We start from the raw sequence: 26,446 nt of genomic DNA, 5'->3' as shown, positions 1-26,446 counted from the left end.
CCCGAAATATTTACCGATGCCAGCGGCAAAGCTACCCCGGTAGCCAAAATGAATAACGAAGGCGTAACCGGTAAATACATAAGCAGCGAGGGCAAACAAGGCGACGATGTGTGGGGTACTCGCGCCAAGTGGGTAAACTTAACCGGCACCATTGGTCAGGAAAGAGTTTCTTTGGTATTGCTGGATAATCCGCAGAATGTTGGTTACCCCACTTACTGGCACGCCCGCGGTTACGGTTTATTTGCGGCTAATCCTTTGGGGCAAAAAGCCATGAGCAACGGCAAAGAAGAACTAAATTATAAGCTGGCTCCCGGCAAATCGGTTACTTTCCGGCATAAGCTTATTATTCATTCGGGTAGCAACCTCACTACCGAGCAAGTAAACACCGAGTTTGGGAAATTTTCGGGTACTAAATCCTGAGTTTACCTGATAAGTTTAAGTATAAAAAGGCTGTTGGTTTACCGGCAGCCTTTTTTATTGTTTTTTGCTTCAAGTCTCAGTATAATCTTGTCTTAATCAAAAGAAGTTGCACCGGGTACTTAGACCAGTAAAATAAGAATGTTGATTTGGGTAAATTACTTATTTTAATGGATACCAATTTTTATAGAAATAAATAAAATTTATAGCCAAATTTGAAGCAGGAGATTTAAGCTAATTTTCTTTTGTATGCACCGCCTTATTTGTTTAACCTTCTTTTATTCCTTTTTAGTTGTAATTACGGCCCAGGCTCAATCCGATTCGGTGCAAGTGGTAAAAGCAAAATGGCGCGTAAAACGCCTGGCTCCGGGCGTTAAATGGAAACAATATTGGTTTAATCACTCGCTTTTTAATTCCAATCAAAATATAAACATACTCGAGGTTAAACCTAAACGCCGGATAATATTTGATTTAGGTTTTGAGCCGCAGGAGTTGGTGCTCACGAGTAGTTTTGGCCAACGAGCCAATGCCTTAGCAGCTTTAAACGGCACCTTTTTCGATGTTAAAAACGGCGGTTCGGTAGATTATATCCGGGCCGATGGCAAAGTAATTAACGAAAGCCGGTTAGGCAAAAGCGGTAGCCGCGCTCCGCACCAGCGGGCCGCCTTGCTTTTTGATAAAGGTAAAATACAGATAGCTAAGTGGGACAGCACACCCGATTGGGAAAATAAGCTACCGGCCGAAGACGTAATGGTATCTGGTCCCTTGTTAGTTTTAAATAAAAACGCCGAACCCCTAGACTCGAGTGCTTTTAACCGTACGCGCCACCCCCGCACCGCCGTAGCCGTTACTGCTAAAAACCGCGTATTGTTAATTACCGTTGATGGCCGGCACGAACAGGCTGCCGGCATGAGCTTATTTGAACTACGCGATGTTTTGCGGTGGCTAGATACCCGCGATGGATTAAACCTGGACGGCGGCGGATCTACAGCCCTCTGGCTGCAAGGTCAACCCGAAAATGGCATTGTTAACTACCCTACCGATAATAAAAAATGGGACCATGCCGGCGAACGCAAAGTTGCTAACGTGGTACTGGTAAAACGCCGAAGAAAATAATCCGGAAAAGAAATAATTACCGGGGTTAAAATATAGTTGCCGTTTAATTTATATTTTATCGGCAAAGCCTATCCTATTGGGAATATTTTTTTATCGGATTGATTCTGCAAAAAGGTAACACAAAGGGGGGCGATTAGGTTAAAAAAAGATTTCTGAAAAAATAATAAATATTACGCCAGCGTTTATTTGGGATATAGCACATTATTGCTTAAATCTGTACCCGTAAAATCAAAAGGGCATAATTATTGAAATTGATTATTTGGTTGCGCCAAGCAGCCGCTAATCAGTTAAAGAAATATTTAATTTAGGTAAAAGTAAAAATCAATGAAAAGGAGTTTATCAAACTGTTTTAAAGCTGCCGGGGTGCTGGCAATTGTGTTAGGTTCATTTGCCTTTACCGGCAAACCTGTAGAAAATGCAAATGAAGTTTACCAGGCTGGTGGTGCTGCTGCCCTTAAAGGCAAAGCTTTAATGGACAAAAGCGATTGTAATGCCTGCCACTCGGTAGATAATAAAATTGTAGGTCCGGCTTTTAAAGAAATTGCCAACAAATACAAAGGCGATAAAGCTGCGGTAGCCAAATTATCCGAAAAAATCATTCAGGGTGGTGCCGGCAACTGGGGCGAAATTCCCATGAGCCCGCACCCGCAAATTTCACAAGCCGATGCCGGTGAAATGGTAAAATATATTCTTTCTTTAGCACCGGCTGCACCGGCTGCTAAACCCGCCGCCAAGCCAGCCGCTAAACCGGCTACCAAAGCTCCGGTTAAGAAAAGCTAATTAATAATTACGTTAACCTGATTTAAAGGCTGGTACTGGTGTATCAGCCTTTTTTATTTATTTTTTAGCTGTTGCTGCATTTATTTCGTTTTAACCATCTAAAAACACTAACCCAACGATGAAAGCAATTATTTTACAGGAAGCCGGTGGCGTAGAAAACCTGGTACAACAGGAAATTCCGCAGCCGGAAATAAAAAAGAACGAAGTATTAATTAAAGTAAAAGCCATTAGCCTGAACCCCGTAGATATAAAAACCCGGAGCGGCAAAGCGCAATACAACCAGCTTAAAACCGAGCCGCCCGTTATTTTGGGTTGGGATGTAGCCGGTACGGTAGAATCGGTAGGCGAAGAGGTTAGCAAGTTTAAGGCTGGCGATGAAGTTTTTGGTATGGTTAATTTTCCGGGCCACGGCAAAGCTTATGCCGAGTACGTAGCCGCCCCGGAAACTCATTTGGCAATTAAGCCGGCCAATATTTCGTTTCAGGAAGCACCCGCCGCAACCCTGGCCGCTTTAACGGCGTGGCAGGTACTAGTGCACCAGGCCAAAGTGCAGCCGGGGCAACGGGTGTTTATTCAGGCGGCCGCCGGTGGAGTAGGCCATTTTGCGGTGCAAATAGCCAAACACCTGAACACCTATGTAATTGGTACCGCCTCCGGCGCCAACACCGAATTTCTGCAGGAGTTAGGCATCGACCAGCACATAGATTATACCCAGGAACAATTTGAAGAAGTACTGCCGGTAGTTGATTTTGTGCTGGATACTTTGGGTGGCGATACCGTGCCCCGATATTTTAAAATATTAAAAAATGAAGCGCAACTCATTAGTATTGTGGGCGGGGTAACCGACGAGATGAAAAAACGAACCGAAGCCTTACACATTAAAGGCGCTAATTACCTGGTGCATTCCAGCGGTGATGATATGGCAAAACTGGCCGAACTTTTAGAAGCCGGTATTATAAAAGCCCATGTATCGCAGGAATTTGCCTTTACCGACATGGCCGCCGCGCATAAGCAAATAGAAACCGGTAAAACCCGCGGCAAAATAGTCGTAAATGTGTATTAGATTGGCAAGGGAACAGCTTTTAATGTAGATGGCACTGTAAATTAAAATGGCAGTTTAACCAGCGTATTAGAATAGCCCGGAATATTCAGGTAAAAGTTATTTTAGATTCTTTAGATAATATTGCCCTACTTAATTTGCCTAAAGGCTTTTAAAGTAGGGCAATATTATTTAAACTGGTGATTTATAAAGGAATGGTGCGTTTTTCGGTGTTGCTTTGCTGTGCGGCTTCTATAATCCGGATACCCAACATGGCTTCTTCGGGCTTAACGGCCAGCTCTTTCCCCTCGCGAATGGCCTCGTACATGTTCTGGTAAAAATGCTGGTAATTGCCGGCTAAAGTTTCGATGGTACCTTGCAAATGCAGACCGTTTACCTGGGTATTGAGTAAGCCCCAATAATTTTTTTCTTCGGTACCCCAGTTGGTTTCGGTGGGCAGGCGACCGGCTTTTAAAGCATCTTCCTGCGGATCGAGGCCATGCTTTATAAAAGAACCTTCGGTGCCGTGTAAAATATAGCGCGGGCCGGGTTCGCGTACCAGGTAACTCGATTTTAAAGTAACCCGCAAGCTGGCGTAATGGAGGGTAATGTGGTAATAATCATCTACTTTGCCTTGGGGCCGCTGAATGCCTATGTCGGCGGTTACGGCGGTGGGGGTGCCAAATAATACCAATGCCTGGTCTATCATGTGCGAACCTAAATTATAGAGTATGCCGGTGCCCGGTGCGGCTTCTTCTTTCCAGGTGTTGGCTTCTATGTAATTGCGGTAGCGGTCGTAATGTGCTTCAAAATAAACCAACTGGCCCAATAAATTTTGTTTAACTACTTGTTGTACCGTCAGGAAATCGCCGTCCCAGCGCCGGTTCTGGAAAACACTAAGCACCCGGTTATTCGCTTTGGCTAAATTTATTAAAGTTTGCGCATCCTGGCTGGTAACGGTAAAAGGCTTTTCTAAAATTACGTGTTTACCGGCTTCCAGTGCCTGTTGCGCCATGGTTAAATGCAGTTCGTTGGGCGTGTTAATTACCAGCAATTCCAGCGCATCGTCTTGGAGCAAATCGGCAAAGGTTTTAACTACTTTTACCGCAGGATACCGCTCCGCCGATTTATTAGAAGAACGTTCCAGTACGGTTTGTAGCTTAAATCCGGGGTGGCTCGCTACCAAAGGCGCATGAAAAACCAATCCCGACATGCCATAAGAGGCCAGGCCAACGGTAATGGGGGTAGAAGCTTCGTTCACGTTTTTAAAGTTTTAGTTAAACGTCTAAAATTAAAGAAGTCTTTTAAATATTCAGGTATTAATTATGCAGGTATTAAATTTTAGGCAGTCTGCTGAAAAGGCTCCGCAGAGAAATGGGGTAAATTATTAGGCAATTAATAACGCTAAAGAATATATTTATAAAATAAACCCTAAAATCTGGCTATGTTAAAATTATATGTGTTGCTCGGTTGGGCAGTTTTATCGGTTTTTACCGGCGTTGCGCAGTCGGTACCTAAGCCCACAGACCGGCAGTTGGCCTGGCAGCAAATGGAAACTACGGCTTTTCTGCATTTTACGGTAAACACCTACACCGATAAAGAATGGGGCGATGGTACCGAAAGCCCGCAAATATTTAACCCAGTAAATTTTAACGCCGATAAGTTAGTAGGCATTTTAAAAGAAACCGGTTTTAAACTGGTAATAATTACTGCCAAACACCACGATGGTTTTTGTTTATGGCCGTCTAAAGTTACCAGCCATTCGGTGGCCAGTAGCCCTTGGCAAGCCGGTAAAGGCGATGTGGTAAAAGATATAGCTGCAGCCTGTAAAAAGCACGGTCTTAAATTTGGGTTTTATTTATCGCCCTGGGACCAGCACGAGCCTACTTACGGCACCGCACAATACAATAATTTTTACAAGGCCCAACTGCGCGAACTGCTCACCCATTACGGCGAAGTATCGGAGGTTTGGTTTGATGGTGCCAAAGGTAAGAATGCCAAAAATATGGAATACGATTTTAAGGGTTACTGGGAGTTGGTGCGCCAGTTGCAACCAGGAGCCGTTATGTTTTCGGATGCCGGGCCCGATGTACGTTGGGTTGGTAACGAAGCGGGTAACGCCGGCGAAACCTGCTGGTCTACAATAGATACTACAGGCATGGCACCCGGCAAAGCCGATTCTAAATATTTAAATACCGGTGACCCCAACGGCAAGTTGTGGATTCCGGCCGAAACCGATGTGTCTATCCGGCCAGGCTGGTTTTACCACGCCGCCGAAGACAGCAAAGTAAAAACCGGTAAGCAACTGGTTAATTTGTATTACCAATCGGTGGGGCGCAACAGTTTACTTTTATTAAATATTCCGCCCAACCGCCAGGGCCTTTTTGCCGAACCAGATATAGCGAGTTTGCGGGAGTTCCGGGACATTTTAAACGAAACTTTTAAAGATAATTTACTCGCCGGTCAGAAGAATAATAAAAGCCTGACCGATACTAAACTAAATACATTTATCTCCCTGCCTGTTGGTAAACCGGTGGTCTTTACTTTACCCCAGCCAACTACCTTCGACCGGGCCTTGTTCCAGGAAAATATTGCCGCCGGGCAGCACAACGAAACCGCTTTACTGGAATATTGGGACGGTAAAACCTGGCAGAAAATAAACGAGTTTACTACTATTGGCTACAAACGGCTGTTGCGGTTCCCGGCCGTACAAACAAATAAAATCCGGCTAACGGTGGTTAAAGCCAAAGCGCCCGTGCAATTAGCCGAAATTGGTTTGTTTAAAGCATCGGCGCGGGAATAAAATAAGGCTTAATGCGAGTAGTAATATTTTATTAAACGCAAATTTTCGCGAACCAACAGAAATAAGTGAGCAGAAAATTAATATTGGGAGAGGTTGGGTGTAAGTCTCTATTACAAAACAAAAGCGCCGGCATAATAGCCGGCGCTTTTGTTTTGTAAACGAATACTATTATTTCACCATCGACCAATCGGCGAGCCAATCAACCAAAAGCGTTGTCCAGCTTTTGAGGGCGGGATTATCGAGGGCCATGCCTACCCCGTGTTTGCCGTGCGGATACACGTGTAAAGCATACGGTACTTTGTTTTTAGAGCAAGCAGCGGCAAAACGCAGACTGTTTTCTACGGGTACACCGGCATCGTCGGCGGTATGGAACAAGAATGCCGGTGGATTTTGGGCCGTTACCTGCTGGTCGTTCGAGAATTGCTGCAGTAATTTTTCGTCGGCATTTTTTCCTAACAAAGCTTCGGCAGAACCTTTGTGGGCAAATTCCTGGAAAGAAATTACCGGGTAGCCCAATATTACCCGGTCGGGCCGCGCCGAAACTTTGCCGGCTAAATTATCTTGTGGGTCTTTAAATAATTCGGGTTGAGTAGCAACCGTAGCCGCTAAGTGGCCGCCGGCGCTAAAGCCCATAATGCCAATGCGGGCCGCATCAATATTTAATTCGGTGGCCTGGTTGCGGAGCAGTCTAATGGCCCGGCAGGCATCGGCATAAGGCAAGGTATGTTTTTCCGGCGATATGTGGTAGGTTAATACCGCACCTACAATGCCTTGGGCCGCAAATAATTCGGCAAAAGGTTGGCCTTCGTGGGGAGCCAGGTTGCGGTAACCGCCGCCGGGGCACACTACAATAGCCGCTCGCTTTTGCGCCGAGGTACCTTCGGGAATATATAGTTCTAAACGGGGGCGGCCAAATTTTTCGTGTACCTGGTTGTTCGGCGATTTATCGGGCCAGAGGTTAATGGTTTTGCGCACAAAATTAAGATTGTTAAGTTCTTTTTCGGGAGTGGTGGCCGTAGCAGGTAAAGATGCCAGCCCCAAAGCACCAACCAGGAGCGAACTATCTTTTAAAAACTGCCGACGATTAGGAGAAGCCATAGTTACTATTTTAGGTTTATGGTAGATAATCTGTTGCGGCTTAAATTACCTAATTTTACCTAAAACAAATAAGTTTAATCTTTAATTTCTGGCGGGTAAAGCTCTTTTTTATTCAGCCAATATTAAGGAGTATCTAAATGTATTTGATTGCCGGTTTTGTATAACCAGTTTCCAGGTCTTTATTTTGTCAATTAATTTAAACCTAAGTTGAGAAGAACCGGGTTTTCGGAAAAGTTTAAAGGAAGCCGGCGTTCGGCAATAATGCCGTATAATGATAAAGGTAAGTTTAAAGAGTTTTGCTAAAATGGGAGAATTGTTTTTTTTAGAAAGCTGGTTTGTTAAAAGGTTAACAATAAAGGTTTTACTTTAAGAAGTTACCAGCCCCATCGAACTTTTTACCGGCTAGCCCGTCTATTATGCTAAATTCCGGCAGCAAGAGCAGCTAACAAACAGCCGGCGTAATATTTAAAAAATATTGGTAAAGTTTAGTCCCGGTTTTAGATTTTTGCGCAAGAGGCAGAATTAAACCAGTTAATCATTGATTTAAATATTCCGGAATAATCAATCTAAATACAAATAAATAAGAGAGTTAAAAATGAAGTACAATCAATTAGGCGATAGTAATATTAAAGTGTCGGCGATTACGTTTGGGGCCTGGGCTATTGGTGGCTGGATGTGGGGTGGTGCCGACCGGCAAGATGCGCTGGCCGCTATTCAGAAAGCAGTAGATTTAGGTATTACTACCATTGATACGGCTCCCATTTATGGGTTTGGTTTAAGCGAAGAGCTGGTAGGAGAGGCCTTGGCTGGCAAGCGCCAGCAAACCCAGATTTTAACCAAATACGGTATGCGCTGGGATAATAATGAGGGTAATTTGGCTTTTATGTCGAAAGATAATAACGGCCAAGATATTCCGATTCATAAATTTGCCGGTAAAAAAAGTGTAATCCAGGAGTGTGAAAACAGCCTCCGGCGCTTGCGTACCGATTATATAGATTTATACCAGATTCATTGGGCCGACGTAACAACCCCCATTGACGAAACCATGGAAGCGGTGGCGCAATTAATACAAGAAGGTAAAGTATTGGCCGCCGGGGTTTGTAATTATACCGCTGAGCAAATGGCTACTGCGGAGCGTACGGTAAAACTGGCCACCAACCAGGTGCCTTACAGCATGGTAGAGCGCGACATAGAAAACGATGTTACGCCTTATTGCCTGGAACACGGCAAAGGCATATTGGCGTACAGCCCGCTGCAAAGAGGTTTATTAACCGGCAAAATTACGAACGATTACCAGTTTGAAGAAGGCGATCATCGGCCGGGCACCAAACACTTTAAACAGCCTAACCGCGAACGAATAAATAATTTTCTGGACCAGATTAAACCTATTGCCGAAGGGTACGGCGCTACTTTGGGGCAGTTAGTTATAAACTGGACCATACAGCAACCAGCCGTAGTTTCGGCTTTGGTAGGAGCCCGTAATCCGGCACAAGTAGCCGAAAACGCCAAAGCCCTGGATTTTATGCTTACCCCCGAAGAGATAACCCAAATAAATAATTTGCTGGATAAACTAGAAATAGTGGGTTAGGCATTTGGTGCTAAATATTTAAAAGCTTTGTGTTACAATATAAAAAGCCGCCGGATATTAAATCCGGCGGCTTTTTATAATTATTTTTTATCTACGCCAACTACTTAGTCGCAATGGCCCGGACCGGTAATGCCGTTGTTATAAGCATCCAGAATACCGGCTAATTGGGTAAACTGGTCTTTCAAAGATTTACTGGCAGCAACTTGTGCGGGCGTATTGTTCATAAATAAACTGGTTGCCGTGTTATAAGCCGTCATTACAGCACTTGGAGCCGTAGCACCCGCGGCCAGGTTAAGCTTGGTGGCCACGTATTGGTGGGCTAAAGTATAGTAAGCATTGCCGCGTGGCTGTACTCCCAAAATAGAGTAGTAAGTTTCTCCGCTTGAGAAGAAATTAGTAGTTTCTATACCGGCCCACGCATCATCATAGTGTTTAGAATCTGAAGCGTGATTTTTCCAGTAGCCCTGGGTACGGGTACAACCGGTTTCGGGCACTTCCCGCGTAAACATAATATCATCAATAGCGCCGGAACCATTGGGTACATTGGGAGGTGTAGCCCCTTGGCCCTGGATTATTTCCATCCAAACCACGCCGGCCGTATTATTTAAATCTATTACTTGTGAGGTGCCATCGCCGGCATCGCCCATACCCGGAACTACTTTCTCATACAACAAATTAGACTGATCGGATGAACCATATAGTCTTATAATAATGCCTTCTTCATTATCCAGGTAAGTTAAGCTATTTAAAGTAACCGTGCCCATCGAAGAGAAGTTAACCGACATAACCCCACCCCAGGCATAGTCATCGGGTACCTGGTAGTTACTGTTATGGTTAATAATTAAAGCATTACCGGAGTTGGCGGCGGCAGCTAAATCACTGTCATCGCTCGGCGAAATAGGGTCGCTACTGGTATTAAATAAATTGGCCCGGTTATCTGTAGAATATTGGCCGGGGTTGGTTGCAGAGTAATTGCCGGCCCCACTATAAAATCTTTGGCGGGCGTCTACAGTAACAAGTGCGCCTTCCTGGCTGGTAACGGTCGTAACAAAGCCAGAGCCATCTCGGGTTGCACCATTATCAAAAGTAATTTTATCCGCTATCATTGCGTCATGAGAACTGCTGATTTTTGCCAATTCGGCCGCACCTTGCTCATCGGGATTACAGGCAAACAGGAAAGAAGCCATAGTGGCTACTAAACAAGATTGGAATAGAGTTTTTTTCATGGTGATTTAAAGAATAAAAGGTTGAAAAATTTATAAAGCGCAATAGCTTACAGGTCAAAAAAAATTACCTGTAACGTGGGGTAATAATTCTAATAGAAAAAACGGGTCTAAAGTTTTACCGTTGAATTGTAGTGCAATTGTAAATTATAAAAATTATAATTACAAGCATTCTTACGATTATTTTAGTAATAATGTTCAAGAATAAATCAAAATAATTATAAATAAAATTTTTGAAATAATACCTTTTAGAATGGCTGGAGAATTCCTGTTTACAATAAGTACGTTGCTTTAAAAAATGCTTCAGTCTTATAATAAAGTAAAATATACTTAATTTTTAACAACCTTGGTTTTTGTTAATGTAGCTTATAAGATTGAACAAATAGTTGCTCATAAATTTTAATAAAATATTTGTCTTATTTAATAAAGTGAAATAGTAATATTTGGTATTAGAAAAATTATTAATCGTCTGGTTTGCTAATGTGCTTTACTTATAGCTAAATTTATAGAATTTAGAATTAAAAGTTTTCTGAATTCCTTTATACCAATTGCGTGGTTTTGGAAATAGGTGGCGGGGCTTTAAGAATAAATTTAGGAATTATAAGTGGAAAGTATTCAAAATTCTGAATTATCGGATTTGCCAGATGCGCTTAAACCTAACAGCGGTTTACCGGAAGTAAATACTTTGCTCACCCCCAAAGCCACTGTTACCGACAAAGAATTATTTATCAGGCAGGCCTTTACCTCCGACCCCCAATTAGGCTGCGAATTGCTGTTCCGGCATTACTACCAGGCTCTTTGCAGCCATGCCGTCCGGTTGCTTTATTCCAAAGCTATTGCCGAAGATTTAGTTTCCGAAGTTTTTTACCAGTTTTACCAAAAAGGTACGTACCTGCACATAACTACCTCTTACCGGGCTTACCTATATAAAGCCGTCCGAACGCGTGCTATTAATTATTTGCGCTGGGAAACCAAACGTACGAGCACATTAGATAATCTCTCAGATATTTTAGAAGCGGCAGGTCCGGACCCGGATGCCCTGGCCCAATACGAAGAACTTTACCACCAGGTAGAAAATGCCCTGAATGCTTTACCCGCCAAACGCCGGCGCATTTATTTAATGCATCGCTTCGAAAACAAAAAATACGCCGAAATAGCTGAGGAACTGCACCTGTCGGCGCGTACGGTTGAGGTGCAAATTCGGAAAGCCAGCCATTTTTTACGCGATTTACTGAGCCGGTATTGGATGCTCCTGATTTGCGTAGCTTACGCCTTTGGTATGCATTAAATATTGTTGGCAGAAGTTTATATCGGCTATACCAATTTAACTTTATCCTAATTCTTCTATCTTTTCTAACTTACCCGCAGCGGAACAACTTGGCCGCACCCCCAGGCTATTAGCACGGAAAATATTAGCTTTTAAAAATAAATAAAAAAATATTCGCTTTTGGGTAAGGGTTTTTTCTCACCTACTTGTCTTATCATCAGAAACACCCTAAAGGATTTCGGGCTTATGTCTTTAAATACTTCCATAACCAAAGAACTGCTGTTTGCCTACTTCTCCGACCAGGTTTCGGCGCTGCAAAAGCAAATGATTTTGCAATGGCTGGAAGAACCGGGCAACGAAGAGTTTTTTTTTATGTGCCTGCACGAGTGGGAAATTAAAAATCTGCAGTATGCGGCCAATACCAACCAGGCCATTGGGCATTTTGATGAAAAACTCCGGCAAGCGCCCGACCTTGTTGCCAGCAACTATGCGGTTAACTATAATACGTACCAGGCGCCGTCGGTTAACTGGTATAAATGGCTGGTAGCGGCTTCCGTGATTTTGGTTTTGGGTTTTGGCAGTTGGTTTTGGCGCGATACTATTTTATACAAAAGTTACAGCACCGGCTATGGGCAAACGAGCCAGATTCATTTAAGCGATGGCAGTAAAGTGGCCTTAAATGCCAACTCGGTGTTACGGGTACCACGTTTTGGTTTTGGTAGTGCCAGCCGCCAGCTATTTTTAAAAGGCGAAGCTAATTTTTCGGTGGTGCACCAGGTTAATCATCAAAAGTTTACGGTATTAACCGATTCGGTGTTTAAAGTAGAGGTATTGGGTACTGAGTTTACGGTGTTTGCCCGGCCCCGGCAAACCAAGGTTGTGTTGTACAAAGGCAAAGTAAAAGTTTTATACGGTCAGCTGGAAAAGGCTCCTGTAACCATGGCACCCGGCGATTTAATAACCGTTGATAAAAAACAGAAGAAACTGCAACGTAAAAAAGTATCGCACCCCGAAAATTTTGCAGCCTGGCAGCAAAACCGTTTTGTTTTTGATAATACCTCTTTAACCGAAATAAAATCGATACTGGAAGAAAACTATGGCTTGCGCGTAGCGCTTAACGGCGAGAACTTAGCCCATAAAACCATTTCGGGTTCGTTTAAAGCCAAAACGGCCAGCGAACTGTTGCAGGCAATTTCTGAAGTACTGGAAATAAATGTAATCCGGGAGAATGAACAGGTAACCTTAACGGATTACCATTAAATAAATATAATCCACCCAAATATAAAACCATGCAAAACAAAAGACTTATTACCCTTAGCCCATAACCGCTTACCCCCGCTGCAGTTGTAAATATTACAGCTAGCCTCCAGGCATATCTTTAAATATTTATAAAGTATTTAGCTTTTGTAGTTGCGGCATTTTTGCGGCCTGGAAATGTATTGTGCTTTTTTTAAGAGCCAGATTAAGTTAAAACTTAGCTGACTGGTTCTAATCCGTTTAACTTTTTAGCCCCATTAAAAATGAAGAAAAACGTATACAAATTGGGTTCCTGTGGTATGTTGCTGGCTTATCTGGCAACCTGGCAACCCCAAAGCCAGGCGCAGGCACTAGCTTATACTAAGCATGTGCAGCATGCCACCGGCGGCGCATCGGCTACGGTAACTACGGTTAAAGTAAAAGATGCCCTAAACGATCTCCGGCGCTATTATAAAGTAGATATTTTATTTTCGGACCAAATGGTTAAAGATTTGGATGTGCCCCAGAACCTGGTGGATTTAAGCCAAACTTTAGAGAAAAACCTGGAAGCCGTGTTAAAACCGGCCGGCCTGAAATTTAAAAAAGCAAAAGATGGTTCTTATTTAATTACGCGGTCGGTAATGCCAGCCAGAAAAGCCGAGGTGCCGTTGCGGTCGGTATTGGGATTTGCCACTACCCAAAGCCCAGCTAGTTTAATTGAACGGACAATAACCGGGCAGGTAACCTCTGATACCGGCGAACCCTTAATTGGGGTTACTGTGGTGCAAAAAGGTACTACCAATGGTGCTACTACTGATATTAGTGGAAAATATACTTTAACCGTACCAGATAATGGCGGTACCCTGGTTTTTTCGTTTATCGGGTTTGTAACCAAAGAAGTGGCCATTGGGAATGGCGCAACGCTTAATGTTTCTTTGGTGCCAGATGCCAAAGCCCTGGAAGAAGTAGTGGTAGTGGGTTACGGTACCCAACAAAAAAGCCTCGTAACTGGTGCAATTTCGTCGGTTAAAGCCGAAGAATTGGCTACGGTATCTTCTACCCGGGTAGAGCAGGCTTTGCAAGGCCGTACCGCTGGGGTTACTGTTTTGCCCGCTTCCGGTTCGCCGGGTGCCGGTATGCGTATCCGGATTAGGGGAACGGGTTCTAACCGCGGTTCTGAGCCTTTGTATATTGTAGATGGGGTACGGGCCGGCGGCATTGAGTACCTCGATCCTTCAGAAATTGCCTCGATTGAAGTACTGAAAGATGCTGCCTCAGCGGCTATTTACGGGGCCGAAGGAGCCAATGGGGTAGTTATTGTCAGTACCAAAACCGGCCGGTCCAATACTTCAGAAATCAGTTATAGTGCCCAGTATGGCCAGCAATCGGTAGGTAAATTAATGCCTATGATGAACCCCCAGCAGTACCAGCAATATTTAACCGCTGCCGGTAGCATTGGTGGGCCAACTGCGGCCGATGTAGAAGCGGCCGGAGGTGGTACCAATTGGTTCGACGAAATATTTAAAACTGCTCCGCAGCATCACCATTCTTTAACTTTTAGCGGCGGTACCGAAAACTCTACTTACCTGGTGGGCGGCAATATTTTTTCGCAGCAAGGCGTAGTGGGCGGCGATAAAAGCCGGTTTAACCGGTACACTTTGCGCTTAAACTCCGACCATAAAATAAAATCGTGGTTAAATATTGGCGAACGCTTGTCGTACTCGCATTTTAATCGCCGCAGTGTGGCCGAAAACGATGAATTTGGTGGTTTAATCAGCAGTGCCTTGTCGCTGGACCCGCTTACGCCCGTAATTTATACCGGTACTTTGCCAACTCACGCACAAACCGCCTTAACCGCCGGTCAGCCTTTAACCCGCGATGCCAACGGTAATTATTACGGCATCTCCAATTTTATCCGCGGTGAATACGGCAACCCTTTGGCCCGCATTCAGAACGCCCAGGGCGGCATCACGCAAAATAAAATAGTAGGTAATGTTTACGCTGATATTGAGCCGATTGCAGGCTTGAAATTTACTTCGCGCTTTGGCGTAGATGCAGCTTTCCAGCGCGAACATAACTGGACGCCCAGGTTCTGGTATTCCAGCGAAAGCCTGAATACGGTAGCCAATGGTTCTGATAGGCAAGACAATTGGTTTAACTGGCAATGGGAAAACTACGCTACTTACCAAAAACAAATCAGCGACCACAACTTTACCTTGTTATTGGGTACATCGGCAGTTAAACGGATGTGGAATTATATTAATGGATCCTATTCTGGTTTGTTTAGAGAAGAAGACCGTTTTTCTTATGCCGATGGTACACCCAACGATTTGGATAGAATTGGCAGCAACGCCAATGTAAGCACTTTGGCCTCTTATTATACCCGCTTATCTTACGATTATAAAGGCAAATATTTATTTAATGCTACCATTCGGCGCGATGGCTCTTCTTTATTTGCTTCCGATAAAGCCTGGGGTACTTTCCCGTCGGTATCGGCGGGTTGGGTAATCTCTAATGAAAATTTCTTCCCGCAAACGGCTATTAATCAAATGAAGTTACGGGCCAGCTGGGGTCAAAATGGTTCTTTGTCTAATGTAAGCATCGGCGAATGGGTGTCGGCGGTGTCGGTTACAGGGCGTTATCCCGATGCCAGTAATAATTATTTGGTAGGCGCGGCACCCACCACGCTGCCCAACCCCGATTTAACCTGGGAAACCAGCGAACAATTAGATTTTGGTATTGATTTGGGTTTACTGAGTAATCGCTTAACCTTTACCGCCGACTTTTTTAACAAAAAAACAAAAGATTTGCTTACTCCGGGCGTAGCACCGGGCTTTGTGGGCGCTTCTTTACCGGTTGTGAATGGCGGTGATGTGCGGAATCGCGGCTGGGAATTTGAACTGGCTTACCGCAACAATGCCGAAAACCCTTTTCAGTACGAGATATCGGGTAATGTTACCATGCTTAAAAACGAAGTGACGTATTTAAACCCGAACGTAAACGAGATTAGTGGTGCCGGCGTGGGTACCGGCTGGACAGCTTCTGTCTTTAAACAAGGTTTCCCTATCTGGTATTTCCGCGGCTATAAAACCGATGGTATTTTCCAGAACCAGGGCCAGATAGACGAATATTTAACCTCAACGGGTATTACCGGTTATAAGCCCAAGCCCGGCGAGCCGGTTGTTTTAGATACCAACGGCGACAAACAAATATCGCCCGCCGACCAAACCTTTATTGGTAGCCCGCATCCTAAAATGGTTTTTGGTACCCGGGTAAACCTGGCTTACAAAGGTTTCGATTTACTAGCCTTTATTCAGGGGCAGTTTGGTAACGAAATATTAATGGGCTTTAGCCGCACCGACCGGCCGACCGCAAATAAGCCGGCCTTCTTTTACGAAGACCGCTGGACCGGCGAAGGCAGTACCAATAGCTGGTTTGCCCCCAATACTTCCAGTGTTTATATGTATAACAGCGACCTGATGGTATTTAGCGGTTCTTACGCCCGGATACGGCAATTACAATTAGGCTATACTTTCCCCAATGCACTTACCAGCCGGGTTAAAATGCGCAATGCCCGGTTTTACGTGTCGTTAGATAACTTCTTCACCTTTACCAAATATCCGGGTCTGGACCCGGAGGCCGGTAGCAACAATGCCAACAGTTTAGGTATAGACCGGGGCACTTACCCGGTACCCCGCTTATTCATGACTGGCCTTTCCGTTAATTTTTAATTTGTAAAAGAAGCAATTATGAAAAATATATCTTTTAAAAGTGCGGCTTTGGGTCTGGCAATATTATTTACCACCGCTGGTTGTAAAGATTTTCTGGACCAGGAAATACCGGGTAAATTATCGGATACAGAATTTTATAATACCGATGCCGATGCTTTACAAGCCACCACGGCCGTTTACGATATGATGCAGGCCCATTACAACACCGCTTGGAGCAGCATTTATATGGTAAAACTTATGCCTTCCGACGAGAGCAATGCCGCCGGCAGTGGCCCCGGCGACCAACCCGGCTACCAAACCCTCGATGATTTTAGCTTTGATGCCGAAAATGATATGGTACGTTGGGCCTGGCGCATCTCGTACAACGCAATTTACCGCGCGAACAAAGTTATAAACAATGTGCAACCCGAAAACGATTTACGCAAAAGGCTGATTGCCGAAGCCAAAGTACTGCGGGCTTACAATTATTTTGAGCTGGTAACCCTTTGGGGCGATGTGCCTTTGGTATTAGGCGATATTTCGGCGAGCCAATGGTCTAGCACGCCCCGTACTGGCAAAGCCCAGATTTACGAACTTATTCAGAAAGATTTGCAGGAAGCTATCCCGGATTTACCTTTAAAAAGTGCCTACACCGGTGGCGACCGGTTCCGGGTTTCTAAAGGCACGGCGCAAGCGTTGTTAGGCAAAGCGTTTTTATACCAGCAAAAATGGCCCGAAGCCGTGCTACAGTTTGAAGCGGTTATTTCTTCGGGACAGTATAGCCTGGAGTCGTCGGTAGGCAAGGTGTTTTCTAAATCCGGGGAATTTGGCCGGGAGTCGTTGTTCGAGATTTCGTATACCAACACCGAAAATTATGACTGGGGAAATTTCCCCTGGGGTGCGCAGCCCGAAAGTAATATTCACATTCAGTTAATGGGGCCCCGGAGCGATTTTTATACCAAAGCACCCAACGATTCGCTTATTGGTGGTTGGGGCTTTAACTCGCCCAAAGCTAAACTTTACCAGGCCTACGTAGCCGCCGGCGACGTAGAAAGAAGAAGTGCCACGGTTATGTCGGAAGCGGAGCTAATAGCCAGCGGCGGCAAATGGACGGCCCCCAATGCTTACGATTACGAAGGCTATTTCCAACGTAAATACGGCACCTATAGCATGCAAACCGGTAATCCGGTATCAGAATTGAACTATGGCACTAACTGGCGGCTTATACGGTATGCCGATGTGCTGTTAATGGCCGCCGAAGCGCATTATCGGGCCGGACTTGATGGTAAAGCGCGGGAATATTTAAATGCTGTGCGGGTTCGCTCTAAATTAGCTCCCATAAACCCAACGGGCGAGGCGCTGTTTGCTGCTATTGTAAGAGAACGGCAATTAGAATTAGCTTTTGAAGGTTTCCGGTACCAGGATTTAATTCGGTGGGGGTTAGCCGCTCAGGAATTAGGGCCGCTGGGTTTCCGGGCAGATCGCCACATGTTGCTGCCCGTGCCGGGCGAAGATGTCCGGACCGCCGGTTTACCGCAGAACCCCAATTATTAGTGTGTTTTTTTAATAGCAGTAAAAAGGCTACCTCCATAAGGTAGCCTTTTTATTTTTGTATAAGTACCCGGTAATAACGAAAATATATTTTTGAATAAACCTGGTTTCTTAAATCATGAACCTGTGAATAAATGATTACAACAGGTAAAAGGTGCATTAGAGAAATTGTAGTAGCTGAATATTTAAAGCCGAAATAATTCTTATTTATAAGTTAAAATATATTACTTACAAGAATATGTTGGCAGCTTTTCCTACTTTAAAAACCGACCGCCTGATACTGCGGCAAATAACTCCGGCTGACCAGATGCACGTGTATTTGGGGCTATCTAACCGGCAGGTAATAAAATATTACGGAGTAGAATACCATCGCTACAACGATACCGCCGAGCAAATTGAGTGGTACCAGGAGCTTTACAAAACCCAGTCCGGGTTATGGTGGGCCCTCAGTACACCCACCGATGCGGCTTTAATGGGTACCTGTGGCATTTATAATTGGCAGGCGCAGCACCGAAAAGCCGAAATAGGTTTTTGGTTATTGCCGGAATATTGGCAAAAAGGCTTTATGGCTGAGGCTTTACGGGTAATAATTGATTATTTATTTACGCAATTAAACCTGCACCGCCTCGAGGCTTACGTCGAAACGCCTAATTTGGCCTCGGCGAATCTACTGCAACGTTTAGGCTTTGCGCCGGAAGGAACGTTGAAAGACTGCGAAATCAAAAAAGGCAATTTTATCAGTTTACATATTTTTGCCCGCTTAAACAAATAAATTCCGGCAATCTGCTCTTAGAACCGATTAAGCATTTGGAGCACACTTTTCATGTAAGTAGCCCCAATGGGAATATATTTATCGCCAATAATAATGCTGTTATCTTCTATAGAGCCTATTTTATCCAGGTTAACAATAAACGAGCGGTGCACCCGGATAAATTTATTGGCCGGAAATTTACTCTCAATCGACTTCATGGTAGAGTAAACAATGGTCTTTTTATCTTTGGCAACAATGTGTACATAATCGCCGAGGGCTTCAATGTAATATATATCGGCAAACGGAATTTTAACGAGCTTTTGCTCTACTTTTACAAAGGTAAAATCAGTAGAATTGTTCTGGTTTTGTTGTTTTACTTTGTCGAGGGCGCGCTGGGCGGCAATCAGGAACCGAGGATAGGTAACGGGTTTTACCAGATAATCTATTACGTTTTGTTCAAAGGCTTCCACGGCGTAGTCGCGGCTGGCGCTGGCCATAATTACCATGGCCTCTTTATTTAAGGTAGACAGCAGATCTAAACCCGACATCTCCGGCATTTCTACGTCCAGCAGCAATAAATCTACGGGTTGCGACCGCAGGAGTTTAGACGCCTCGAGGCTGCTGTTACATACCGAAACCAACTCCAGAAAATCTGTGTTTTGTACAAACTTCTCTAATACTTTAGCCGAAAAAGGATCGTCATCAATTATCATGGTTTTAATGCTGATGCTTTCGGTGTTGGTGATTATTGACATATTGAAGCTGGTTAATGGGTGGGGGTTAATTTAGTTGCAGGAAATTATTCTAATATTCTGACAATGTTAGCTAATAACTTTAAAAGTAATAAAATTTAATAAATACAATTTAAAACAGGGCTAAAATTACAAAAAATATTCTCTTACCCAATAAGGTGGTACTAATTAATGTACTCCCTCATTAGGTAGTTCAGTTTTTTACTTAACCTGTAGTAAAAGTGGTGGTTGCTACAACTCCAGCTTTTAACTGTTTTGCCTTACGATTGTTTAATGGTTGGGTTATATTAAGAAAAGTTTAATAAAAGTTAGTTAGGCCTGGTCAGCACAAAGCTTCTTGTATAAAGGCCGGGACTGGTTTATGGGGTAAAAGCATTATACAACTTAATAAATAAATTTACATTGTTACACCTCTCCTGAAGGCAAACAATGCCATTCAGGTTTGTCTTGGCCAGGCCTGAATGGCAAAATTATCTGCTTCTCTTCTTGAGAAGTACTTGTAAAGAATTATCTACCGTTCGTATAAATCCTGAATATCGGCGTGGGCCAGTTCTACCAGAAACCCAGCTATTTTTTGACAAGTAGCTTCTAAATAAATGCGTCCTTTTTCGGCAGTGGCCTGGGCCGGATTGCCTACGCCGGTATCGTTGGTAGCTTTGCTCCATTCGCGCTGGGTCCAAACCCAACCTTCCCGTAAGCCTTTTAGTTTAAATTTATTCAATTTGCCATCGCCGGCCTCGGTTAAAGGCAAGACCAGGTGCGGCGCAATGTGCATCATGGCACTGGTTTCCATTTCGCCGGCGTGGTCGCCGGGTTCAGCAAAATATTTGTTCCAATCTACGGCCCGGAACCAGTGCATGGTACACAAAAACATTTGGGGGTATAACAACTGTACTTCGCGTATCATTTGTTTAAAATCATTACCGCCGTGGCCGTTCAGAATTACCAGTTTATAAATACCCTGTCCGGCCAAGGCTTGGGCAACATCTTTCAGCACGGCTAATTGGGTGCTCGGGTGCATGTTTATATCCAGGGTAATATCCATTTGGCCGGTGTTTACCCCAAACGGAATAGTAGGCAGGGTAATTACTTTAGCGCCTTGTTCCCAGGCCAATCTCGCCGATTCGGCGGCTACGTAATCACATTGAGCCACATCGGTATTGTAAGGCAAGTGGTAATTGTGGGCTTCGGTAGCTCCCCAGGGCAAAATAGCTACCTGGTATGGGGTTGCTTTAACGTTTTTCCAGTTGGTTTCGGCCAGAATATAAGGGCGGGGTGCATGCATAAACATTCAATTAAAAGCGATTTAGGCGCTTTGTGGGTTTAAGTTAGTAAGTAGCAAGGTAAACGTTTAAAGAATACGGTACCAGCGTTTTTTAAAGAGTTAATCAAACTTTTTAGGGTACAACTGCCTGTTCTGGTCGGAAATATTATGTTAGGTTGGGTTAGCAGTTATATTCTCAAAAAAAATCTATCCAAAACAACTTTTCTTCTGCTCTACAAAAAACAAAATCCATGTAAAGTTTTTAGTAAGTTTAAAAAATGTTTAGTGCGTTGGTTTAAATAAACAATGCGGTTACAGATTAGATATATCCGGAAAGCTGCTTTCTTTTTTCGGTTTTTTATAGAACTTTAGCCTAAACTTTGCTATTGCCTAACCTCTATTATTAATACCTTGAAAAAATTAGCCTTTTACACCGTTTTTATCTTTTTAGCGGCTTGTACTGTTCAGAAATCCACCGGTAATTTAAAGTGGGAGCAATTATTTAACGGCAAAAACCTGGATGGCTGGACCGTTAAAATTAAAGGTCATGATCTGAATGATAATTATGGAAATACTTTCCGGATGGAAAATGGCAATATGGTGGTGCGCTACGACCAATACACCAATTTTAACCGGCAATACGGGCATATTTTTTACAAGAAACCTTACGGATATTATTTATTGGGGGTAGAATATCGGTTTACCGGCAACCAGGCACCCGGCGGTGAGGGTTGGGCTTTCCGGAACAGCGGCGCCATGTTGCATGGCCAGGACCCGGCCACCATGACCAAAGACCAGGATTTTCCGAACTCCATTGAGGTGCAGTTTTTGGGCGGCAATGGCTCTGGTACCCGGCCAACGGCTAATTGCTGTACGCCCGGCACCGATATAGTAATGAATAATAAATTGGTAAAAGTGCACTGCACCAATTCTAAATCGCAAACCTACCACGGCGACCAGTGGGTGCGGGTAGAAGTACTGGTGCTGGGCGATTCTGTAATAGCCCACTATGTAAACGGTGAGCCAGTAATGCGTTACGAAAGGCCCCAATTAGACCCGGAGAAAGGTGCCCAGGAAGGCAAACTGATTACGTCCGGCACTATTTCTTTACAATCTGAGAGCCACCCGGTTGATTTTAGGAAAGTAGAAATTATTGATCTCGAAAAATATGCAAATAACCCCAAAAAGCTGGCCCAGGTAGTAGAAACCTTAATGGCCGAAAAGCGGGTAGCAGCCCAGTAAATTATTTAAACAATTTATTCAGATTTAAAATATTGGTCGGGTAATAAATAGTTAATGAGCATCCGGCTCTTGCCTATTTATATCCGGCACCTGATTAAACTAGGGTGTCATTTTCTTTCGGGAAGTATCAACCAGAAAAAAGAACCGGAATAGTTGTTATCAATAAGCAGCGTGTAATCCTTTAGCTAAGTGCCCTTTGCTAAACTGTGCCTTGCATTGGTCGATAATATTCTGCCAAACTCAACAAAAAACAACATCCAGAACGGCAGCATTATATCTCCTTTTTTTCGGCTAATGGTTAAGCGCCTTATATTTCCGACTATGCACTACTGGTTTTAGCAAATAATGCCGCCACTTGTGTTACCACAATAAAATATTAGTTTACCCGCAAACAAGCCGTAAATAATTAATTTTTGCCAGATTTTTAAAGTAGATTAATCTTTAAATTGCAAAAATTTAACTAAATTAGTTATAAGTAAAATAGTGTGTTTTTTAATGAAATACTCAACGGCACCTAAACAGACAGGCTGCTTGCCGGCACTTTAAAAAATTACCCTTATCGACTAAATATTTACTGCCCACCGCTTTTAATAATTAAAATGAAAAAAAAGATTCCTCATTTACTACAGAAAAATAAAAAACTCTTATACGTTTCTACGCTTTTGCCCGCCCTGTTCTTATCCGGTTTTCAGGACAACCCCATCGATAAAAGCATTAAACGGTTAAAACCCGACGAAGCCGTACAGATGGCGCAGGCCGTAGAAGCGCTGGTTAAACCCGAATTGGCTCCTGGCCTTAATTTACGCTTGTGGGGGGTAGATTCTTTGGTAGCCGACCCTATTGCTATTAATGTTGATAACCAGGGTCGCTTATTTTTTACCCGTACCAACCGGCAAAAAAGTTCGGAGTTTGATATTCGGGGCCACCAGGATTGGGAAATTGAATCTATTCGGTTGCAAAGTGTAGAAGACCGGCGGGAGTTTTTACGCCGCGTATTAGCTCCGGGCAACAGTGACAAAAATACCTGGCTGGCCGACCTGAACAAAGACGGCTCCCGCGATTGGCGTGATTTAACAGTGCAAAATGAAAACGTGTACCGCGTAGAAGATACCAACGGCGATGGCGTAGCTGATATGCGGCAGTTGGTGGTAGACGATTTTCACGAAGAAGTAACGGATGTAGCCCACGGCGTAATGGCCTACGGCAATGATTTATACGTGACTGTAGCTCCTGATTTGTGGCGCTTGCAAGATAAAAACGGCGACGGCATTATGGACGAGAAAACTTCCGTAGCGCATGGCTTTGGGGTACACGTTGGGTTTAGCGGCCACGGCTTATCTGGTATAGAAATGGGGCCCGACGGCAAAATTTACTGGCAAATTGGCGATATTGGGTATAGTGGACAAGATAAAACCGGTAAAAAATGGGCGCACCCCAACAGTGGCGTAATTGTGCGGGCCAACCCCGATGGCAGCGACTTTGAAGTATTTGCTTACGGTAACCGCAATACCCACGAATTTGTGTTTGATGAGTACGGCAACCTGATTAGCCACGATAACGATGGCGACCACCCCGGCGAAAAAGAACGCTTGGTTTACATTGTAAACGGCTCCGATACGGGCTGGCGCACCAACTGGCAGTTTGGTAAATACCGCGACCCTGACAATAATACCTACAAAGTCTGGATGGATGAAAAAATGTATTTGCCCCGCTTTGAAGGTCAGGCCGCTTACATTACGCCCACCATTGCCAACTACGTGAGCGGACCAGCCGGTATGTTGTATAACCCCGGTACAGCTTTGAGCCCGAAATATAAAAATACTTTTTTTGTGGGTGAATTTGTGGGGAATGCCGCCCGTTCGGGTATTCATGCCTTTAAATTAAAACCCAAAGGCGCATCTTTTGAGTTGGGCGAAAGCAAAAAAATATTAGGTAATATTCTGGCTACCGGTATCGATTTTGGTCCGGATGGTGCCATGTACGTAGCCGACTGGATTAACGGCTGGAACACCAAAAACCAGGGCCGCATCTGGAAACTCGACGATGCCGAAGGCGCAGATTGGGCCGACCGGAAATTAACCAAAACCTTACTGGCCGCCGATTTTACCAAACGCAACGAGAAAAGCTTAGGCGATTTGCTCAAGAATCCGGATTATCGGGTACGGCAAAAAGCCCAGTTCGAGTTAGCTAAGCGCGGAACTAAAGGGGCCTCGGTTTTAGAGAAAAGCATTAAACAAACCGGTAACCAATTGGCCCGCGTGCACGGCGTCTGGGGTATTAGCCAGATGGCGCGCCAGGATAAAAAATACGCCAAAGTGCTGATGCCGTTGCTGAAAGACAAAGACCCCGAAATTCGGGCGCAGGCCGCTAAATGGATGGGCGATATTCGTTACCAAGAGGCCGGCGCAGCTTTAATTCCAATCTTAAAAGACGACTACAGCCGGGCCCGTTTCTTCGCGGCCGAAGCGTTGGGCCGGATAGAATATGAACCCGCCATTGCCCCTATTATTCAGATGTTGGAAGCTAACAACGATGAAGATGCCTTTTTGCGCCACGCCGGTAGTTTGGCTTTGGCCCGCATTAACAAAGCCGAGCCCGTTGTAGCTTTAGCCAAACATCAAAATAAAGGTTTGCGCATTGCGGCGGTAGTAGCCTTGCGGCGGATGAGCCACCCGGGCGTAGCTAATTTCTTAACCGACCAGGACGAGTTTGTAGTAACCGAAGCCGCCCGCGCCATTAACGACGACTTATCTATTCCGGCGGCTTTGCCGGCTTTGGGTAACGTACTCACGAAAACCCGCTTTACGAATGAGCCTTTAATCCGGCGGGCCATTAATGCCAATTTACGGGTTGGTACCCCGGAGGCGATGCAAAACTTACTGACTTATGCGCAGAAAGAAGGTGCGCCGGTAGCCATGCGGGCCGAAGCCGTAGCCGCCCTGAGTACCTGGGCGAAGCCATCGGTATTAGACCGGGTAGATGGTCGTTACCGCGGCGAAGTTACCCGCGATCCGGTTCAGGTAAAAACTAAAGCAACGGCTCCTTTTATGCAATTGCTCAGCCACCAAGAGCTGCCTTTGCGCATGAGTGCGGTTAAAGCCATTGGTAAACTTCAACTAACCCAGGCTGCGCCGCAATTATTTACCCGGTTAAAAAGTGATGCTAAACCCGAAATGCGGGTAGAAGCTTTACGGTCTTTAGCGGCTATGGAAGATAAACAAATTGGTAAAGCCATTGAATTAGCTCTTGCCGACCAGGAAAAGAGCGTTCGGGTAGCTGGGTTAGATTTATTGGGCAAAACCGATATTGCCAAAGACCAAATGGTAAGCCTGTTAGCAGATGTAATTAATACCCGCACTACCGAAGAAAAACAAGCCGCTTTGAAAACCTTAGGCAAATTGCCGGTTAAAAACAGCCAGAAAACATTCGATGCGTTGTTAGCCAAAATGGCCAATGGTACGCTGGCGCCCGAAATATACCTGGAGCTGGAAGAAGCTATTGCCAGTACCGGTTCGGCACCATTAATCGCCCGGCACAAAGAAATAAATTCTAAATTATCGCCCGAAGCCATGACAGCAGCGCTTAAAGGTAGTTTAACGGGTGGTCAGGTTAGTTTGGGTCGGAATATTTTCTTCAACCACCAAACCGCCCAATGTATCCGGTGCCACTCTTACGACGACTTAGGCGGGAACGCTGGCCCCAGGTTAAATGGTGTAGCCAACCGGTTATCCAAAGAGCAGCTGCTGGAGGCCGTAATTAACCCTAGTGCCCGTTTAGCACCTGGTTTTGGCTCTGTTACTTTAGCCCTGAAAAACGGCAAAACCGTGAGCGGTATTTTGCAAGGTGAAAATGAAACCGAGATAACCGTAAAAGTAGGCGACCAGGAAACGGCTGTCCGGAAAGACCAGGTAGCCAAACGCACCAATGCTCCTTCTAGTATGCCCAACATGCAATACCTGTTAACCCAGCGCGAAATTCGCGATGTAGTGAGCTTCCTGGCAACACTAAAAGAAGAACATTAATCTGAGTGATTTTTTAATCCGGCGCCAGAATTGATTATTTTTTTATCAGTTCCGGTGCCGGATTTTTCTTTGCCCGATTCTTTTATGCTTATTTTATTGGGCGTTAAAATAGAAATATATTTAGTTAAATATAAGGTTGGAAACTGCGTTTATAATGGATTGATGTTTATTTAAATTAGTTTATATATATAGCTGTTTGGTAGTTAATTATTTCAAAAGGGCTTAATTTATAATAGGGTAAGTCTTAGAGGAAAAACGCTTATAATCCTAGTTTCGAGTTTTGTTGTTAAATATTAATTATAAGTATGAAGAATCAGTACAATATAATAATTGGGTTAGCCTTACTCGCTTCTATTGCAGCCTGCTACGGATTTAAAAAACACAAATACTTTTCTATTAAAATAGGAGAAGAGTTAAAGATTGAACGCTATACTAACTATAAAGAAAATGATAATTATAATTATTTAATCAGGGAAGAATCTTCTCTTAATTATGAGGCCGGTTTAACCGCCGGCATTGTAACTTTAGGCATATGCTTTCTTTATATCGGGCTATTGGGGAAAAGCAAAATTTAATAAATTCCTATT

19 protein-coding genes are annotated in these 26,446 nt (G+C 44.2%); 14 read left to right on the top strand and 5 right to left on the bottom strand.

Translation table 11 applies throughout. From position 1 onward, the window contains the following. The 4 genes from ACO1R6_RS22340 to ACO1R6_RS22325 form a co-directional block, all read left to right on the top strand. A partial coding sequence (locus ACO1R6_RS22340; RefSeq protein WP_486267484.1) for a DUF6807 family protein occupies window positions 1–420 on the top strand: 420 nt, incomplete at its 5' end. A 246-nt stretch (window positions 421–666) separates the two neighbouring features. Beyond that, entirely contained in the window at window positions 667–1,533 is an 867-nt protein-coding gene (locus ACO1R6_RS22335; RefSeq protein ID WP_486267482.1) for a phosphodiester glycosidase family protein, read from the top strand. Window positions 1,534–1,857: 324 nt separating this feature from the next. Continuing rightward, the gene (locus tag ACO1R6_RS22330; RefSeq protein WP_486267480.1) at window positions 1,858–2,313 is read left to right on the top strand and encodes a c-type cytochrome; all 456 of its coding nucleotides are present in this window, start codon (window positions 1,858–1,860) and stop codon (window positions 2,311–2,313) included. Between the two features lie 118 nt (window positions 2,314–2,431). After that, complete coding sequence (locus tag ACO1R6_RS22325) at window positions 2,432–3,376, top strand: NADP-dependent oxidoreductase (RefSeq protein WP_486267478.1); 945 nt, start codon at window positions 2,432–2,434, stop codon at window positions 3,374–3,376. A gap of 181 nt (window positions 3,377–3,557) precedes the next feature. Here ACO1R6_RS22325 and ACO1R6_RS22320 read toward each other — a convergent pair whose 3' ends face one another. Then, window positions 3,558–4,613 (bottom strand): oxidoreductase, encoded by a 1,056-nt coding sequence (locus ACO1R6_RS22320; RefSeq protein ID WP_486267476.1) that lies wholly within the window; start codon window positions 4,611–4,613, stop codon window positions 3,558–3,560. 183 nt (window positions 4,614–4,796) lie between these two features. Here ACO1R6_RS22320 and ACO1R6_RS22315 point away from each other — a divergent pair, with 183 nt between their 5' ends. Further along, the gene (locus ACO1R6_RS22315; RefSeq protein ID WP_486267474.1) at window positions 4,797–6,155 is read left to right on the top strand and encodes an alpha-L-fucosidase; all 1,359 of its coding nucleotides are present in this window, start codon (window positions 4,797–4,799) and stop codon (window positions 6,153–6,155) included. Between the two features lie 168 nt (window positions 6,156–6,323). Here the strand turns inward: ACO1R6_RS22315 and ACO1R6_RS22310 are convergent, their stop codons facing one another. Then, complete coding sequence (locus tag ACO1R6_RS22310) at window positions 6,324–7,253, bottom strand: alpha/beta hydrolase (RefSeq protein WP_486267472.1); 930 nt, start codon at window positions 7,251–7,253, stop codon at window positions 6,324–6,326. A gap of 595 nt (window positions 7,254–7,848) precedes the next feature. On the opposite strand from ACO1R6_RS22310, the gene ACO1R6_RS22305 reads away from it, so the two are divergent. Then, the gene (locus ACO1R6_RS22305; protein ID WP_486267470.1) at window positions 7,849–8,841 is read left to right on the top strand and encodes an aldo/keto reductase; all 993 of its coding nucleotides are present in this window, start codon (window positions 7,849–7,851) and stop codon (window positions 8,839–8,841) included. Between the two features lie 104 nt (window positions 8,842–8,945). Here ACO1R6_RS22305 and ACO1R6_RS22300 read toward each other — a convergent pair whose 3' ends face one another. Then, the gene (locus ACO1R6_RS22300) at window positions 8,946–10,067 is read right to left on the bottom strand and encodes a hypothetical protein (protein WP_486267468.1); all 1,122 of its coding nucleotides are present in this window, start codon (window positions 10,065–10,067) and stop codon (window positions 8,946–8,948) included. A 601-nt stretch (window positions 10,068–10,668) separates the two neighbouring features. Between ACO1R6_RS22300 and ACO1R6_RS22295 the strand changes: the two genes are divergently transcribed. The 5 genes from ACO1R6_RS22295 to ACO1R6_RS22275 all read left to right on the top strand — a co-directional run bounded on the left by ACO1R6_RS22295 (window position 10,669) and on the right by ACO1R6_RS22275 (window position 18,600). Continuing rightward, complete coding sequence (locus tag ACO1R6_RS22295; protein WP_486267466.1) at window positions 10,669–11,352, top strand: RNA polymerase sigma-70 factor; 684 nt, start codon at window positions 10,669–10,671, stop codon at window positions 11,350–11,352. Between the two features lie 225 nt (window positions 11,353–11,577). Beyond that, a complete protein-coding gene (locus tag ACO1R6_RS22290; RefSeq protein WP_486267464.1) occupies window positions 11,578–12,591 on the top strand; it encodes a FecR family protein in 1,014 nt (337 codons plus the stop codon). 260 nt (window positions 12,592–12,851) lie between these two features. Further along, complete coding sequence (locus ACO1R6_RS22285; protein ID WP_486267462.1) at window positions 12,852–16,298, top strand: SusC/RagA family TonB-linked outer membrane protein; 3,447 nt, start codon at window positions 12,852–12,854, stop codon at window positions 16,296–16,298. A gap of 18 nt (window positions 16,299–16,316) precedes the next feature. Then, window positions 16,317–17,831, top strand: a complete 1,515-nt coding sequence (locus ACO1R6_RS22280; RefSeq protein ID WP_486267460.1) for a RagB/SusD family nutrient uptake outer membrane protein — start codon at window positions 16,317–16,319, stop codon at window positions 17,829–17,831. Window positions 17,832–18,066: 235 nt separating this feature from the next. Beyond that, on the top strand, window positions 18,067–18,600 hold the full coding sequence (locus ACO1R6_RS22275) for a GNAT family N-acetyltransferase (protein ID WP_486267459.1): 534 nt from the start codon (window positions 18,067–18,069) through the stop codon (window positions 18,598–18,600). Window positions 18,601–18,617: 17 nt separating this feature from the next. On the opposite strand, the gene ACO1R6_RS22270 is transcribed toward ACO1R6_RS22275, so the two are convergent. Both ACO1R6_RS22270 and ACO1R6_RS22265 read right to left on the bottom strand, forming a co-directional pair. Then, window positions 18,618–19,334, bottom strand: coding sequence for a LytR/AlgR family response regulator transcription factor (locus tag ACO1R6_RS22270; RefSeq protein ID WP_486267458.1), 717 nt, complete (start codon window positions 19,332–19,334; stop codon window positions 18,618–18,620). Between the two features lie 508 nt (window positions 19,335–19,842). Beyond that, complete coding sequence (locus tag ACO1R6_RS22265; protein ID WP_486267457.1) at window positions 19,843–20,616, bottom strand: creatininase family protein; 774 nt, start codon at window positions 20,614–20,616, stop codon at window positions 19,843–19,845. A 390-nt stretch (window positions 20,617–21,006) separates the two neighbouring features. Between ACO1R6_RS22265 and ACO1R6_RS22260 the strand changes: the two genes are divergently transcribed. From ACO1R6_RS22260 to ACO1R6_RS22250, 3 genes are all read left to right on the top strand, one after another. Next, window positions 21,007–21,837: a 3-keto-disaccharide hydrolase gene (locus ACO1R6_RS22260; protein WP_486267455.1), complete on the top strand. Its 831-nt coding sequence runs from the start codon at window positions 21,007–21,009 to the stop codon at window positions 21,835–21,837. Window positions 21,838–22,436: 599 nt separating this feature from the next. Beyond that, the gene (locus ACO1R6_RS22255; protein ID WP_486267453.1) at window positions 22,437–25,859 is read left to right on the top strand and encodes a DUF7133 domain-containing protein; all 3,423 of its coding nucleotides are present in this window, start codon (window positions 22,437–22,439) and stop codon (window positions 25,857–25,859) included. Between the two features lie 305 nt (window positions 25,860–26,164). Next, window positions 26,165–26,434: a hypothetical protein gene (locus ACO1R6_RS22250; protein ID WP_486267452.1), complete on the top strand. Its 270-nt coding sequence runs from the start codon at window positions 26,165–26,167 to the stop codon at window positions 26,432–26,434. Window positions 26,435–26,446 lie beyond the last annotated feature (12 nt).

The organism is Adhaeribacter sp. (assembly GCF_057359045.1).
The sequence above is the reverse complement of the archived record's forward strand: the minus strand, read 5'-3'. Positions and strand labels throughout refer to the sequence as shown.

Coding starts and splice junctions, on each gene's coding strand:
- ACO1R6_RS22335 (WP_486267482.1), top strand. CDS start 667: ATGCACCGCCTTATTTGTTTAACCTTCTTTTATTCCTTTTTAGTTGTA.
- ACO1R6_RS22330 (WP_486267480.1), top strand. CDS start 1,858: ATGAAAAGGAGTTTATCAAACTGTTTTAAAGCTGCCGGGGTGCTGGCA.
- ACO1R6_RS22325 (WP_486267478.1), top strand. CDS start 2,432: ATGAAAGCAATTATTTTACAGGAAGCCGGTGGCGTAGAAAACCTGGTA.
- ACO1R6_RS22315 (WP_486267474.1), top strand. CDS start 4,797: ATGTTAAAATTATATGTGTTGCTCGGTTGGGCAGTTTTATCGGTTTTT.
- ACO1R6_RS22310 (WP_486267472.1), bottom strand. CDS start 7,253: ATGGCTTCTCCTAATCGTCGGCAGTTTTTAAAAGATAGTTCGCTCCTG.
- ACO1R6_RS22305 (WP_486267470.1), top strand. CDS start 7,849: ATGAAGTACAATCAATTAGGCGATAGTAATATTAAAGTGTCGGCGATT.
- ACO1R6_RS22300 (WP_486267468.1), bottom strand. CDS start 10,067: ATGAAAAAAACTCTATTCCAATCTTGTTTAGTAGCCACTATGGCTTCT.
- ACO1R6_RS22290 (WP_486267464.1), top strand. CDS start 11,578: ATGTCTTTAAATACTTCCATAACCAAAGAACTGCTGTTTGCCTACTTC.
- ACO1R6_RS22285 (WP_486267462.1), top strand. CDS start 12,852: ATGAAGAAAAACGTATACAAATTGGGTTCCTGTGGTATGTTGCTGGCT.
- ACO1R6_RS22280 (WP_486267460.1), top strand. CDS start 16,317: ATGAAAAATATATCTTTTAAAAGTGCGGCTTTGGGTCTGGCAATATTA.
- ACO1R6_RS22275 (WP_486267459.1), top strand. CDS start 18,067: ATGTTGGCAGCTTTTCCTACTTTAAAAACCGACCGCCTGATACTGCGG.
- ACO1R6_RS22270 (WP_486267458.1), bottom strand. CDS start 19,334: ATGTCAATAATCACCAACACCGAAAGCATCAGCATTAAAACCATGATA.
- ACO1R6_RS22265 (WP_486267457.1), bottom strand. CDS start 20,616: ATGCATGCACCCCGCCCTTATATTCTGGCCGAAACCAACTGGAAAAAC.
- ACO1R6_RS22255 (WP_486267453.1), top strand. CDS start 22,437: ATGAAAAAAAAGATTCCTCATTTACTACAGAAAAATAAAAAACTCTTA.
- ACO1R6_RS22250 (WP_486267452.1), top strand. CDS start 26,165: ATGAAGAATCAGTACAATATAATAATTGGGTTAGCCTTACTCGCTTCT.